Below are 13862 nucleotides of genomic sequence, written 5' to 3'. Positions count from 1 at the left end.
TCTCTTCAAATGTCTTAAATCGGAGTATTTGGCTCATGACGCCTGCGTTTCAAATAAATTAATTTTACTTTTCATTAACATTGTCCTACCCATAGGGGAGAAGCTGCGTTCTGGACTGCGCCACTCTCTAAGAGCTGTAACTAATTTAAACAAGGACGGTTTAAAACAAACCGAGAATGGAGAGGTATCTATGGGCACAGTATCCTCATTACGCCAACCCGTTAATATTGGTTTCTACCTTTGCGATCGTTTTACTATGCTGGCAATGGCTTCTGCGATTGAAGTATTGCGCATGGCAAACCAATTGTCGGGAGAAACGTTGTACCAATGGCACACGCTGAGTGAAGACGGCCAATCAGTATCAGCAAGTGATTCGCTCCAGATCGGTGTTGATGAAGAAATACCTTCCCAACAGCCTTTGGACATTGTGATCATCTGTGGCGGCCTGGACATCGAAAAATCAGCGAAACCCCGTTTGCTGAGCTGGTTAGCTTCATTAGATCGTAAGAACATCACCGTTGGTGCGATTTGTACTGGAAGCTATATCCTGGCGAAGGCAGGCATCATGCAAAACAAAGCCTGCTCTATTCACTGGGAGTACCTTGCAGGTTTTCAGGAAGCTTTCCCTGCAGTACGAGTTAGCAACAAACTCTTTTCTTTTGACGAGAAACGCATGACCAGTGCGGGCGGCACAGCCCCTATGGATATGATGCTCAACATGGTCACTAAGGAACACGGAAATAAACTTAGCGCGGCAATATCCGAGATGTTTATGTGCGAACGTGTCAGGAACAGCGAAGACGTGCAGAAGATACCATTGAGGAATCTGATTGGTACGGCGCAGCCTAAACTGCTCGAAACCGTTTCATTAATGGAAGCTAATCTCGAAGAACCTTTCTGCATTGATGAGCTCGCCAGCCTGGTTCAGCTCTCACGCCGCCAACTCGAAAGGCTGTTCCAGCGACACATTCAGTGCTCACCTTCGCGCTACTATCTCCACCTCCGACTCAGTCGCGCGAAACAGCTCCTAATCCAGACTAATCTCTCCATCATAGAAATATCGATCGCTTGTGGATTTGTCTCTACGCCTCATTTTTCGAAGTGTTACCGCGACTACTACGGTATTCCTCCGAGAGAAGAGCGAGTCGGCATGCGTCAGGAGCAGGAGCCAACATTGGGGAGCATAAGTCTGGAGAGTGCTCAGATTGCCAGCTAACAAAGGCTAAACCAAAACACATGCCCCGGAGTTTATCCGGGGCTTTTTTTTCCACCAACGCTCAGCTGCCTCATCCTTTTGGAATAGATTGTTCAAATTTTATCCTACTATCAATTCTAAACTTCGTACCCACTCAAGCCTGCCGATAATCTAGACGACCTAAGTGTTTAAATAAGAATCCAAGCACATAACGAAACCTGTATGGCCCATGACTAATTTAGGGAAAAAATAAAGCGCTCAACGTTTAATCATCACCTCCCAGCCCGCGTACTTTGTGAGCAACTGATCAGATCCCAGTATGACACTTGTATTAATTCAACGTTACCCAAAGGGTTATCCACCGTTTCTGTGGGTAACTTTCTTCGCGTCACGTAATATATTGAGTTCACGTCATTAAATTCTTGCTAGAAAAATTCTGCGATATAGGACAAAAATTACACCCAGACATTCCTTTTTCATCTCAACGATATATAGTCTGCCTAGATAGCAATACACCTGAGAGGAAGGGATAAAGAGATTGCTACTTACTAAAAAGGAAAACGCGAAAAGCATTGTAAAACTCTCCCAGTCACCGACAATGAGCGACAGTGGCAAATTTTTCATTTGGGAAGGTCATGAACACGCTTGGTAAGCAAATTGAATATCGTTGGTTGGAGACAGACTCAAAGTTTTATCAAACGGCTTTGAAGCTTCGCTATGCGTTGTTTTTCGAGGAGCCAGGCCTACCCTGGGAAGTGTTGTTCGATACTGACGAAGGCAATAGCCTGCATCTTGCCGCTATCTGCGATGGAGAATTGTTGGCTTACGGACGGTTGACCAAGCGGAGCAATTCAGCAATGCAAATATCGCAAATGGTGGTTTCGCCCAAACATCAGCGTAAAGGATTAGGAGAAGCGATTCTCAGCCGATTGGTCATTCATGCGAAAGAGCACGAAACCAAAAGTATTATTCTCAGCGCACGACTTCATGCTATGCCACTTTATGAAAAATTGGGATTTAATATAGTAGGTGAAGTATATCTTTCAGAAAAAACAGGCATTGAACACATTAAAATGGAATTAACACTAAAAAGGGCCGAATAACTCAGCCCCTCTTATTTAACGCAACATCATAATTATTTAATTAAGCAACAATTTCTTCTTTGCGCTCAATCGTAGAAGCTGAGCTACTATTAATTGAGATGGACTTAGGCTTCATAGTTTCTGGAATAACCTTCAACAGATTAATTTTTAGTAGACCATTTTCGAGATCTGCACCTGTCACTTCAATGTAGTCAGCTAGGTTAAATTTACGTTCGAAAGTGCGATTAGCAATGCCTTGGTGAAGGTAGTTTTTGCCTTCTACTTTCTCTTTTTCACCACGAATGGTCAGCACACCACGCTCTACATTAATGTTAAGCTCTTCTTGCTTGAAACCAGCCACCGCAAGGGTTATTGCATACTTGTTGTCTTCGAGTGATTCAATGTTATATGGAGGGTAACCTGCAGCAGTGCTTTCTGCGCGAAACGCGTTATCCAGTAAATTGGCAAATCGGTCAAAGCCAATGCTATTACGGTATAGTGGGGTCAAATCGATAGTTTTCATCATATATCCTCCAAAGAAGCGATATTAAATACAGTTAATTAATTTTCCGGAGAGGCCGCACGAATATCGCCACAACCTCTGCACCACTATATGTGGAGATGGATAAAAACCTTTTCAAGGGAAACAACCAAAAAAATCCAAAACTTTATAAACTATTGATTTATTAACAGCAAAAATCAGGTATGTAATTTATTTGTTAACAAGGATTTTAATTACTAGTGGATATATATTGGGTCACCATAAAGAAGATTCAAGATGTTAGACATGAAAATTAGTAGCTGATATTTTTATTGTCGATAATCAGGCTCGCTTTCAGGGGTGCTGCACGTGCTTTTTCGTTGCATACACGGTGTATGCACGTGTTTAGGCACAGTGCCTGAACCACTTTCTTTGAATCGGCGTTTAAACAACTAAACTCTGCAGCGCACAACTGACCATTCATGAATAGACGCTCAAGTGTTTCTAAACTGAACTCAAGTTGCACTTTTTCAGCTTTTTGTGCCGCTATAGCTCCCTTGCCTTTCACGTGATTGCTATCCATTGCCTTAAACCGTCTTAAATTCGTATCACCATACCTTGACTCTAGATGATAATGGTTATCATTACAACCCGAGGTAGATTATGGATAAGTTTTACTGGGGGGACAAAAGGAGAGTTCGGCACAGGGTCTGTTGACCTTTGGTGATTAAATTTTGTTCTAGCCATGAGCGTTTTAGGCGCGGCAAGTTGTATGACACATAGTCATTCTAGGCAACTACACCTCAACAAAGCATAAACCGTCAAGGGTACGGGACGCGCAGTCGAACCCTTCGGGCATCATTTGTGGAGGATTTCTGCTGCGTTATCAGCTTCTCATGTAGACTACTACTACACATCAAAACCTATGCCTTACGTAAAATCCCCGCAAACTGCTTCAAAATTCATCACCAAAAATCAACAGACCCTAACAGTTTGCACTGTAATTTCTTATTCAGTGGGTTCTCTGAGATATCTGCCAGGTGTGTTCCCCGTCATCTTCCTGAAGAAGCTAATAAATGCGCTGTCACTTGAAAATTTTAGGGCCGATGCCACTTCTGACACACTCTGCCCTTCCGATAAGCGCTCTATTGAAGCCTGTAAACGCCATTGCTGACGCCAGGACTGATAAGGCATGTCGGTTTCACGGGTAAAAATCCGGCTTATCGTTTTGGCACTGGCACCGATTCCTTTTGCCATCTCGACTAACGGATCGGGGATACTTTTCCCCGTCATCACCTCTTCTAACCAGACCTTTAAACGTCGATCAGAAGGGAGCTTAAGGACAAAATGCTCCTCCTGAGCGCATTCGAATTCCTGACAGAACAAAGAGAAGATGACACGCTGATCTTCTTCAGGCATCTCCCACTCCCAATAAGCCATTCGTTCAATCAGCTCTCTCAGTAAGCCATTTACGGCGATAATTTTAATGTCCCTCGGAAGGTGATGGGATATCTGTGCATCGAAATATAAAGAGCGATAAGCAACGACATTGCGCATCACCGCACAGTGGATAGTTCCCGCAGGGATCCAAGCGGCGCGACTCGGCGGCAACACGCACCACACACCGTTCAGGTTAATGCTCATGCATCCCGAAGAGGCGAAAAGAAGTTGGTGCTTCTTGTGTTTGTGCATTCCCGAGTCATGACGGCCTATCTGCGCCGCAACACCAATAATTGGCGCTCGCAGCACATCGGCGTTAAATCGGGTTTCTTCTGTTATGACTGCCATCTGTCCTTATATTGATATTTAAGGTTCTATTTACGTTATTGGGTCAAGTATATCCGCCTGTAAACTTCTCGCCATCAAAAACAATATTTGGAATGGTTATGAAAACACAAACCCCACCATTGTGGTTGCTAGGGGCACTGTTGATGTTTCCGCAAATAGCTGAAACTATCTATAGTCCAGCGCTTCCTGATCTTGCTGAAGCATTTGGCGTTTCCTTTGATACGGCTTCGCTAACCCTATCGGTTTACTTTTCTGCTTTTGCTATTGGTGTTGTAGTCTGGGGAAGACTTGCCGATACATTAGGACGACGCGCAGCGATGCTCCTAGGTTTAGCAACTTATGCATTGGGAAGTCTGTTAGCCATGGCCGCGAATGATTTTAATGTCGTGCTCATAGCTCGCATGATTTCAGCGTTTGGCGCCGCAACGGGCTCGGTTGTTGGCCAAACCATGTTGAGAGACAGCTACGAAGGCACAGAGTTAGGAAGGATCTTCTCCATTATGGGAATGGCGACGGCTATCAGCCCGGTGGTCGGCCTGCTCCTGGGCAGCATGGTTACCACTTACTCTGGTTACTTTGGCGTATTCACAACGTTGATGATTCTAGCAGTGGCATTACTGGTCAGTTCTACATTTACTCTGAGAGAAACCAAACCCGTGCATACCCAACGTGTTTTGCTTGCTACAGTTTGCCGTGAAATGCTGCGCAACGGCTCAGTATGGAAGAATGCGATTTTAGTGGCCGCATTTAATCTGATGCTGTTTGGCTATTACTCAATAGCGCCTTTTACCTTCAAACAACTGGGTTTCAGTTCCATCGAGTTCGGCTACACCGGGGTTGCATTGGCGCTGGGCTCATTTGTCGGCAGCATGGTGAATAAGTTCCTACTTAAACGTGGCTTCGAAGCGGATGCTTTGGTTTCAGGGTCTAGTGTGCTCGCGGTGCTATGTAGCGCAGGTGTAGGAGCACTACAAGGAAACTGCCTTCTTGTACTGCCAATGGTGGGTATCGTCGTCGCTTATGGCATCGCAATACCCAATATTCTTGGTCAGGCACTGGTTAAGTTTCGCCACTACGCAGGTTCTGCAGGTGCGTTGTTTGGATTGATGTATTACCTCATGCTTGGAATTTCCCTGGGTATAGCAGGCGTATTCCAGAATCTTGGGGGAACCTTATTCACCGCTTCCTTAATTACACTGGTATTTGTATTGCCAACCACGAAAAAACGCCTGGCATCAGCGACCAACTCATAAACAGAAGCCCACGGTTACCGTGGGCTTCCTCCGTTTTAGTGTTCTATCAACGTTATCGTATTGCAGTGCAGAAACTGACATCAGCATGATGGGTTTGGATATCAAAGCTGTGGTAAAGCTCGAAGCATGGACGATCGTCCGATTCAATGCCCATCTCAATGACTTTACCCATAAGGTCATCCCAAGCTTTGGGGTATTGACTAAAGTCCGTGATGTTCTGGCGCATGACCGCATATTCGCCACCGGGAAACTCCTGAAACTCAATACCTGCAGGGACATCGGTCTCATCCGGCACCATTAGGCAGATATCTGTCCTGCACTTCTCATTCGGGGTAATTTCAGGGTTATCGTGATAAATGAAAATACAAGTGTTCCCTGCCAAGCCATTCATGCCCGCCCATTGATAAAGGCGACCACTCGCTTCTTCATATCCCTGACCATAAGGACCAGTTACACGAACATAGGCCAGTTTACTGCGCTCAAAGTGTTGCTTTTCCATTGTCTTGCTCCATGTTGATGTGTCAGAGCCAGTATATGAATCAGTCACTTCCGCTTCGTTTCCAATCTTGCGCAGCGTGTGTCCAATCTTGCTGTTTCGTGCAAGCTCGGAAAATGCCTTGTAGTCTTCACAGTCGCGAAAGGCTGTTGGCGTAACGCCAAAGTGTTGCTGGAAGGCCTTTGCCAGACTTTGTGAAGATGAAAAACCAAAATCCAGCGCTATGTTGAGGACAGGCTGTTTATTCTTAAACAGCTCATCGGCTGCGGCTTCAAGGCGCAATCGGCGAATAAAGTCAGCCAAGGTTTCCCCCTGGACAGCTTTAAAGGTGCGATGAAAGTGATAAGGAGATAGGTTTGCTAAAGCCGCGACTTCAGGCAGGTTGAGTGGCTCGTTAAAGTGCTTTTCCATATGACGAATGACAGGAACCAACCGCTTTTGATAATCAACACGCATAACTTTTCTCTTCAGGCTTATCTAAAGCCAGAGCCTAAACGATCCTTTCTTTACTTCAACGCTTCCAGAATAAACTTGAGATTCTTCCCATCAAATAGGAAGATTCCTTGTGTTCCTCTACTCCCATTTTCATCATGACAACGGAATCGGAGGTCAAATGAATCAACAAGCCAAATGGAGTCAGTACTATCAGAAAGTGTCCCCAATGCCACATCGAAAACTCGTAGAAAGAGCAGTAAAACTGGATAAAACTGGGCATCGCGTTGCTGTTGATTGTGGCTGTGGAGGCGGTGCTGAAACAGATTATCTTTTGGCTCAGCAATATGAAGTCCATGCCTTCGATTTCAATGAAGATGCTGTGACCCTAACCCACCAGCGCTGCAAGAATAACCCCAAGCTGAACCTGACGCTTGATTCATTTTCAGAGTTTGAATTTCCCATATCAAGCCTGATTACAGCCAATAACAGTTTGTTCTTCTGCGAGGCTAAAGAGCTCGATTCTGTTTGGAGCCGGATACGTTCATCACTTATCCGTGGCGGCGTATTTTGTGGTGACTTCATTGGCCGCAATGACATCTGGAACCAAGACCCCAGCCGAGCGCTGGCACCTGTCGATAAAGCCATGTTAGACAGCATGTTTAAAGGATTTGAAATCGTCTTCCTGAAGGAGCGCAACGAGTTAGGAAAAACCGCCATTGGTATCGAAAAACACTGGCATACCTATACGTTGATCGCGATAAAGCGCTGAAAATCTCCGTGTTGCGAGACAGGGGTCACCAAACCTACCAATCCCTCTTTAGCCCCGTTCTCATTGGGTTATAGTGACAGCACTGAGTTGTATTTAGTGATTAGTAATGAGTTTCGAGCAACAACTGGACCGTGCACATCAGGTTCTGACTGAGAAAGGCTTTTTGCCGTCTTCCGCCAATCCACTGATTTACCGTGTTGTACGTAAACTAGGGTTGAAAGTTCCACCACCACAGTTCTGTTCGTTCAGCATTAACACACTGCTTGGCACGCTTTGGTTTGGCAGCTTGTGGGGATTGATCATGTGGTTCATGCAATGGGAATCTCTCGGTGTATCCCTCAGCTATGCGTTTAATGCATCCATGGTCACAGGCCTGTTCTTTGGTGTGATGATGTCTGCGTGGTACAAGCTTTCAGCCAAACGTAAACAGCTTCCAAGCTGGGGCGAGATATAGATCAGTCTGGTTTGCCGACCACCCTGATTAGGGGGATGGGTGGTCAGCAAGCCAGCTATTGTTATTTACCTTCCAGTTCCTTCTTCAAGTTTCCTAGACCTGCCTGATACAAGCCTGTGACACCTTTAACTGCCGCTTCATCTGATAGGTAGTCAGGCGGATTACTTTCCGGGAATCCCCTGTAAAACTCTCCACTCCATGTGATCTCACTTGCATTGTCTCCCTCAGACGCGGCCGATATCGTCGAGTTGTAATGGGTTACTGGCAGCAAATCGACATTGTCTTTGATGATGCGATATTTCAACGTCATGGTTTTATCATCTAGATCCATCAACTCTTCTGTTAACGAAGCATCATCAACATAAAGTTTCCTTACCGCATCAGCTTCGTTCGGTACGCCCGACACCAGTTCATTTTTAGTGATACCCGGAATCCACGAATCCAAACCATCAAAGCTGACGGCTTCGTCCCACACATCTTTCGCTGGCGCATCGATAGTGACAGTTTCCGTCACCGAAAGCTTTTCCAAACCATTGCTGGCATCGAGATCATCATTGCTGCTCCCATAAAGGTTTTTAACGTCTTTATCATTCCTTGCATCCTCTGTTAGCGACACACTGTGTAAGCAACATCACCTTGCATCGGTGCCAGATGGAAATGAAATTAGTTGATATGGCACGGATACAGCTGAGATAAAGATGGGACAACCAAACTATTGCCTATCCAAAAGAAAACACCCGCTGGATGCGGGTGTTGGTGTAGCCATGGAGTAAGCTTACTCTTCGATACCCCGCATCCTTGCACTTCGTCGACGTAGGAACTCCAACGTCGTCAGCAACGCAATCGAGAGCACCACCAGCAAAGTCGCTGCGGCCAATATCGTCGGGCTGATTTCTTCACGTATTCCCGACCACATTTGTATCGGTAAGGTTGTCTGCTCTGGCCCTGCAATAAAGAGCACCACAACCACTTCATCAAATGACGTAATGAAAGCAAACAATGCACCAGAGATAACACCAGGAGTCACCAGCGGTAAGACCACTTTAAAAAAGGTCTGAACCGGGTTAGCGCCCAAACTCGCTGACGCACGGGTCAGGGAATGATCAAAGCCACTCAGCGTTGCTGTCACAGTAATGACCACAAAAGGGATACCCAACGCAGTATGTGCCAGAATCACACCTACATAGGTCTGGGTAAGCTGGAAACGTGAGAAAAAGAAGAACATGGCCGCAGCCGAGATGATTAAGGGCACAATCATTGGCGAAATAAGAATCGCCATGATCACGTCTTTGTAAGGCATATAACGACTTGAAAGCCCGAGCGCCGCGATGGTGCCTAGAACCGTTGCCAGCAAGGTTGAGGCAATCGCGACAATCACACTGTTTTTCACGGCGGCTTGCCAAGAGTCAGAAGTGAAGAAATCCTCGTACCAGCGAAGCGAATAGCCCGCCGGGTCGAAGCTAAGCATTTCAGGCGTGAAGGTAAAGTAAGGTTCTGCATTAAAGCTCAGAGGAATAATGATCAACAAAGGACCAATCAGGAAAAGGAAGATGGCCGCGCAGATGACACGGAACACCACATACCAAACCTTTTCCCCTGTGGTTGCACATTCAGGTAATGCCATGACTTCCCCCTTACCCTAACTTCACGTTGTCGACGCCGATAAGGCGGTTGTATACCCAGTACAACAAGATCACCACAATCAGCAGGATAGAAGCGATGGCTGCCGCCAAGCCCCAGTTAAGTGAGGTCTGCATGTGATAAGCAATGAAGTTAGTAATAAAGGTCCCCGTTTGGCCACCCACCAAGGCTGGCGTGATGTAGTAACCAATGGAAAGGATAAACACTAAAATCGAACCCGCACCGATACCAGGCAGGGTTTGCGGAAAATAGACACGGCGGAATGCCATGGTTTGCGTTGCGCCCATCGAGCGGGCCGCACGAACATAACTTGGTGAGATAGTTTTCATCACAGAGTAAAGCGGCAGGATCATAAAGGGCAACAAAATGTGCGTCATCGCAACCAGCGTCCCCGTCTGGTTGTAAATCATTTGTATCCGGTTTTCATCATCGAGAATACCAGCACCTACCATGAGATCATTAAGCACGCCCTGTTGCTGCAAAATCGCAATCCAGGTTGCAGTACGCACCAATAGTGAGGTCCAAAATGGCAGTAGAACCAGAATCATCAGTAGGTTTGCCTGTTTCATTGGCAAGTTAGCTAAAAGGTACGCCACCGGATAGCCTAATAACAAACAGAGGAAAGTAATGGACATACTCATGTAGAGCGTCCGCCAGAACAGCGCGTTATATATTTGGAGGTGTTCTGGTTGGGCGATGATACTGCCGTCATCGCCATATTTGTGGTCTACCGCATTCAGGTAGTAAGAAAAGGTATAAGGCGAAGACTCACGTTCAATTAACTGCCAGACAGTAATGTCCATCCAGCGCTTGTCAATTTTCGCCAATGCCTCTTTGTAGGGACCTTCTTTCAGGCGTTTGGATTTTCGTGCTGATTTCATGATCAGCGAGCGCATACCAGATCTGGCATAATTCAGCCGCGACGCTACTTTACCAATATTCCGGGCTTCAGCGCCGATTTTCAGATCCTGAACCAAAGCTGCAAAGGTTTCCTCATTCGGCAACGCTTCACCATTCCAGTTTTGAAGGGCCGCTTTGGTATTCGGAAGATAAGTAGAAACCTCTGGGTTTTCGACGCTACGTTTGAGCATGTCGGCGATGGGAAATACAAAGGCCACCAGCAAAAAGATCAGAAGCGGTGATACCAATAAAAAGGCTCTGATTTTGTTACGACGAATAGAACGCTGCTGGCTTATACGCAGCGACACTCCATCAGCAGTAGTGATGTCATTGACTGGACTTCCTTGCACCAGACTCTCCCAACTTCAAAAATAAAAACGGCGGGCTTCCTTTCAAAAACCCGCCAATTACTTCAGATTACTTCGCTAACCATGCATTGAAACGTTGAGCCAATTCATCACCATTATCCGCCCAGAACTCATCATCTTTCGGGATCGCAGTTTGGAAGTTTGGTCCATAAGTTGGCATGTGAGGCTTCATTTCGATGCCTGTATCAGCATGCGTACTCACCATGCCCGCCGAAGAATTACGCGCTGGCCCGTAAGAGATATATTTCGCTTGATCGGCGAGACGTTGTGAGTCCGTGGCAAAACGCAGGTAATCCTTAACCTTGTCCATTTTCCCTTTTGGTACAACCCAGCCGTCCAATTCGAATACCTGACCATCCCAGATAATTTCAAATGGCTGCTTCTCGTTCACCGCGGCGTTAAAAATACGACCGTTGTATGCAGATGCAAATGCCACCTCTTGGTCAGCCAGAAGTTGCGGTGGCTGAGCACCTTCTTCCCACCAAATCACGTTATCTTTAATGGTATCGAGCTTTTTAAATGCCCGCTGCACGCCCTCTTCGGTAGCAAGTACGTCATAAACATCTTTAGCCGCTACACCATCAGCAATCAATGCCCACTCGAGGTTATTGATCGGTTTTTTCTGTAGCGAGCGTTTTCCGGGGAAGTTTTTCAAATCGAAGACGTCCTCGATTTTGGTTGGTGCTTTATCAAACATCTCTTTGTTGTAAGCAACAATGTTTGAGTAAACAATAGAAGGAACAAAACACTCACCGAGCGAACCCGCCAGGAAGTCTTTTGTGGCTGGAGTACCGTCTGGAGCCGCCGCCAAAAGGGTGTCGTGATCCAATGGCTCTGCAAGACCTTCATCACAGGCTACGATAGCGTCTGAAGGCAGCATGTCCACCAAATCCCAGGTGACGTTCCCAGATTCAACCTGCGCCCGCAGACCTGACAGGCCATTCTGAGATTTATCGATATTAATCACCTTAGTTCCTGTTTTCTCAGTCCAAGGTTCATGGTAAGCCTTTGTTTGGCTTGCGGTATATGCACCACCCCACGAAACAACATTCAGTGTTTCGTCCGCAACGGCGTGTGCCGCTATACCTGTAAAGCCCGCCAGAATGGCAGCGTTTAACGCGAGTTTTTTCATTTTCCTTCTCCTCAAGTCTTTCGCTTGTTAACGTCTGAGCATGAGCAGGAATCAAAATCTGCGTGTCGCCACTACAGAAAAACTGCGTTCCTTACTAACCCAAATCAGTTCGAGTCCTGCACTAAGCGTTTAGGTCAGTTTGCCCAGATCTTTCATTACGAGGCGTCCAACGCCCTGCAATCTTCTTCAGACCATCCGATGCGAATAGTGTCGCCACGTTGAAGGTTTGGGTGACCTTCCGCATTAGGAGTCTTAATAATGAATTCGTCGCTCTCACAAACTGAGACGCGGGTACGCAGGTGATCGCCGAGGTAAATGACTTCTTCTACCTTGGCATCAAAAATATTGGAAAGCACGCCCTGCTGAGGGTTGATCACTATTCGCTCAGGACGGAGGGAAAGCGTGGATTGTTCGCCGGTATTGCCGACGGCTACAGGCTTGGCGGTAATAATGTCGCCGTTTGGAATTTTGACCTGACAGGCCTGCTCACTCATCGAGATCACATCACCACGCAGGCGGTTATTTTCACCAATAAACTGCGCAACAAACGCGTTTACTGGACGCTCATAGAGCTCTTCCGGTGTCGCCAACTGCTGCACCACTCCGTCGTTAAACACGGCAATGCGGTCTGACATCGTCAGCGCTTCCGACTGGTCGTGGGTCACGTATATCATGGTCACGCCAAGATCTTCCTGGATATGCTTAATCTCGTACTGCATTTCCTCACGGAGGTTTTTATCCAGCGCCCCAAGCGGCTCGTCCATCAACACCAGTTCAGGCTCAAACACCAAAGCACGGGCAACCGCCACACGTTGCTGTTGACCACCAGAAAGATGCGCTGGACGGCGATGACCGAAATCTGACAAGCGCACCATATCCAGCGCTCGCTTCACTTTCTTTTCGATTTCTGATTTGGAAAGGTTTCTGACCTGCAGCGGAAACGCGAGGTTCTCTTCCACAGTCATGTGGGGGAAAAGCGCATAGTTTTGGAACACCAAACCAATGCCTCGCTTGTGTGGTGGTAGCTTTTTTATCGGGTTCCCGTTTAGGTAAATATCACCATGCGTGGGCTGTTCGAATCCCGCCATCATCATTAAAACCGTGGATTTACCTGAGCCTGAAGGTCCTAGCAGCGTGATGAACTCACCTTGCTCGATATCCATCTCAAAACCTTTGACGACCAAGGTCCTTCCATCGTAGCTTTTTTGTACATTGTCAAAACGCACAAAAGGCATGATAGAACCTCGGTTATTGCCGCTCTGCTGCATAAATAAAGCATTCCTTGCGTCACTAAACATCTAAAGCGTATAACACGAATTTAACATTGATCAAAAAGACGACCACGCGAGTGAGAGACGGATCATGAGCACTCACATAAAGTGTGAAACATTGCACTGACTTGAGGTTGATTCAAATGCAAAAAGATCGCGATTTCTATCAGGTTCCATTAACCTTTAGTGATTATTTTCACAGCAGCTTGTTGCTGTTTTTTACAAGGCAGAGACTTCAGAGCGTAGCCAGCCCAGATGAGAAAAAGACAATGCGGTTGAATGGTTCCACAACACTACCATTCGGATTCTACAGTAGCTTTATTACCCAAACCGACGGAGAAAATTAGAGCAACGATGGCACAACCTGCCTCCCTTTTTCATTATTCCAATCTATTTTCCAAGAACTTCACTCTGTCCCAACTTATAAACACGGCATACTCTGAAGTTGCATAATACTTTCCGCATTCATCGCTGTTTAAAGTGAGACTGCATGAAGCGGTACGTTCTACACCCGAAGATACTCGGACTTCCCTCCACGCCATCGCTGTTAGTATTCCTTGCCTGTTTATGGGCATTGTCGGCGTCGTTTTCTCTCAC

General features: G+C 46.4%; 14 protein-coding genes. 5 read left to right on the top strand and 9 right to left on the bottom strand.

Going from position 1 to position 13862, the window contains the following annotated elements:
- The first annotated feature begins 190 nt into the window (after positions 1 to 190).
- A complete protein-coding gene (locus VP504_RS21515; RefSeq protein WP_062715113.1) occupies positions 191 to 1216 on the top strand; it encodes a GlxA family transcriptional regulator in 1026 nt (341 codons plus the stop codon).
- A 614-nt stretch (positions 1217 to 1830) separates the two neighbouring features.
- A complete protein-coding gene (locus VP504_RS21510; RefSeq protein ID WP_325895391.1) occupies positions 1831 to 2298 on the top strand; it encodes a GNAT family N-acetyltransferase in 468 nt (155 codons plus the stop codon).
- Positions 2299 to 2338: 40 nt separating this feature from the next.
- On the opposite strand, the gene VP504_RS21505 is transcribed toward VP504_RS21510, so the two are convergent.
- The 3 genes from VP504_RS21505 to VP504_RS21495 form a co-directional block, all read right to left on the bottom strand.
- Positions 2339 to 2800, bottom strand: coding sequence for an Hsp20 family protein (locus VP504_RS21505; RefSeq protein WP_325895460.1), 462 nt, complete (start codon positions 2798 to 2800; stop codon positions 2339 to 2341).
- Between the two features lie 271 nt (positions 2801 to 3071).
- Positions 3072 to 3341: a hypothetical protein gene (locus VP504_RS21500; protein WP_325895390.1), complete on the bottom strand. Its 270-nt coding sequence runs from the start codon at positions 3339 to 3341 to the stop codon at positions 3072 to 3074.
- A gap of 425 nt (positions 3342 to 3766) precedes the next feature.
- Positions 3767 to 4546, bottom strand: coding sequence for an AraC family transcriptional regulator (locus VP504_RS21495; protein ID WP_325895389.1), 780 nt, complete (start codon positions 4544 to 4546; stop codon positions 3767 to 3769).
- A 98-nt stretch (positions 4547 to 4644) separates the two neighbouring features.
- Between VP504_RS21495 and VP504_RS21490 the strand changes: the two genes are divergently transcribed.
- On the top strand, positions 4645 to 5799 hold the full coding sequence (locus VP504_RS21490) for a multidrug effflux MFS transporter (RefSeq protein WP_325895388.1): 1155 nt from the start codon (positions 4645 to 4647) through the stop codon (positions 5797 to 5799).
- Between the two features lie 52 nt (positions 5800 to 5851).
- Here the strand turns inward: VP504_RS21490 and VP504_RS21485 are convergent, their stop codons facing one another.
- Positions 5852 to 6751, bottom strand: coding sequence for an AraC family transcriptional regulator (locus VP504_RS21485; protein WP_325895387.1), 900 nt, complete (start codon positions 6749 to 6751; stop codon positions 5852 to 5854).
- A gap of 157 nt (positions 6752 to 6908) precedes the next feature.
- Here VP504_RS21485 and VP504_RS21480 point away from each other — a divergent pair, with 157 nt between their 5' ends.
- Together VP504_RS21480 and VP504_RS21475 are read left to right on the top strand one after the other, a co-directional pair.
- Positions 6909 to 7499: a class I SAM-dependent methyltransferase gene (locus VP504_RS21480; protein ID WP_325895386.1), complete on the top strand. Its 591-nt coding sequence runs from the start codon at positions 6909 to 6911 to the stop codon at positions 7497 to 7499.
- Between the two features lie 106 nt (positions 7500 to 7605).
- The gene (locus VP504_RS21475; RefSeq protein ID WP_325895385.1) at positions 7606 to 7953 is read left to right on the top strand and encodes a DUF6404 family protein; all 348 of its coding nucleotides are present in this window, start codon (positions 7606 to 7608) and stop codon (positions 7951 to 7953) included.
- A 61-nt stretch (positions 7954 to 8014) separates the two neighbouring features.
- Here the strand turns inward: VP504_RS21475 and VP504_RS21470 are convergent, their stop codons facing one another.
- The 5 genes from VP504_RS21470 to VP504_RS21450 form a co-directional block, all read right to left on the bottom strand.
- Positions 8015 to 8569 carry an SRPBCC family protein gene (locus VP504_RS21470; RefSeq protein WP_325895384.1) on the bottom strand — a complete coding sequence of 185 codons (555 nt, stop codon included), beginning with the start codon at positions 8567 to 8569 and terminating at the stop codon, positions 8015 to 8017.
- Between the two features lie 159 nt (positions 8570 to 8728).
- The gene (locus VP504_RS21465; RefSeq protein ID WP_325895383.1) at positions 8729 to 9577 is read right to left on the bottom strand and encodes an ABC transporter permease; all 849 of its coding nucleotides are present in this window, start codon (positions 9575 to 9577) and stop codon (positions 8729 to 8731) included.
- Positions 9578 to 9587: 10 nt separating this feature from the next.
- Complete coding sequence (locus VP504_RS21460; RefSeq protein ID WP_325895382.1) at positions 9588 to 10844, bottom strand: ABC transporter permease; 1257 nt, start codon at positions 10842 to 10844, stop codon at positions 9588 to 9590.
- 67 nt (positions 10845 to 10911) lie between these two features.
- Positions 10912 to 11994, bottom strand: coding sequence for an ABC transporter substrate-binding protein (locus VP504_RS21455; protein WP_062714810.1), 1083 nt, complete (start codon positions 11992 to 11994; stop codon positions 10912 to 10914).
- A gap of 155 nt (positions 11995 to 12149) precedes the next feature.
- Positions 12150 to 13262 carry an ABC transporter ATP-binding protein gene (locus VP504_RS21450; RefSeq protein WP_325895381.1) on the bottom strand — a complete coding sequence of 371 codons (1113 nt, stop codon included), beginning with the start codon at positions 13260 to 13262 and terminating at the stop codon, positions 12150 to 12152.
- Positions 13263 to 13862 lie beyond the last annotated feature (600 nt).

Origin of the sequence: Grimontia sp. NTOU-MAR1 (assembly GCF_035758505.1) — a bacterium.
Taxonomy (GTDB): Bacteria; Pseudomonadota; Gammaproteobacteria; order Enterobacterales; family Vibrionaceae; genus Enterovibrio; species Enterovibrio marinus.
The sequence above is the reverse complement of the archived record's forward strand: the minus strand, read 5'-3'. Positions and strand labels throughout refer to the sequence as shown.

What these genes read in the sequence shown, in the direction of transcription:
- VP504_RS21485 (WP_325895387.1), bottom strand. Translation starts at nt 6,751, where the DNA reads ATGCGTGTTGATTATCAAAAGCGGTTGGTTCCTGTCATTCGTCATATG.
- VP504_RS21455 (WP_062714810.1), bottom strand. Translation starts at nt 11,994, where the DNA reads ATGAAAAAACTCGCGTTAAACGCTGCCATTCTGGCGGGCTTTACAGGT.
- VP504_RS21495 (WP_325895389.1), bottom strand. Translation starts at nt 4,546, where the DNA reads ATGGCAGTCATAACAGAAGAAACCCGATTTAACGCCGATGTGCTGCGA.
- VP504_RS21510 (WP_325895391.1), top strand. Translation starts at nt 1,831, where the DNA reads ATGAACACGCTTGGTAAGCAAATTGAATATCGTTGGTTGGAGACAGAC.
- VP504_RS21465 (WP_325895383.1), bottom strand. Translation starts at nt 9,577, where the DNA reads ATGGCATTACCTGAATGTGCAACCACAGGGGAAAAGGTTTGGTATGTG.
- VP504_RS21500 (WP_325895390.1), bottom strand. Translation starts at nt 3,341, where the DNA reads ATGGATAGCAATCACGTGAAAGGCAAGGGAGCTATAGCGGCACAAAAA.
- VP504_RS21475 (WP_325895385.1), top strand. Translation starts at nt 7,606, where the DNA reads ATGAGTTTCGAGCAACAACTGGACCGTGCACATCAGGTTCTGACTGAG.
- VP504_RS21490 (WP_325895388.1), top strand. Translation starts at nt 4,645, where the DNA reads ATGAAAACACAAACCCCACCATTGTGGTTGCTAGGGGCACTGTTGATG.
- VP504_RS21450 (WP_325895381.1), bottom strand. Translation starts at nt 13,262, where the DNA reads ATGCAGCAGAGCGGCAATAACCGAGGTTCTATCATGCCTTTTGTGCGT.
- VP504_RS21505 (WP_325895460.1), bottom strand. Translation starts at nt 2,800, where the DNA reads ATGAAAACTATCGATTTGACCCCACTATACCGTAATAGCATTGGCTTT.
- VP504_RS21480 (WP_325895386.1), top strand. Translation starts at nt 6,909, where the DNA reads ATGAATCAACAAGCCAAATGGAGTCAGTACTATCAGAAAGTGTCCCCA.
- VP504_RS21515 (WP_062715113.1), top strand. Translation starts at nt 191, where the DNA reads ATGGGCACAGTATCCTCATTACGCCAACCCGTTAATATTGGTTTCTAC.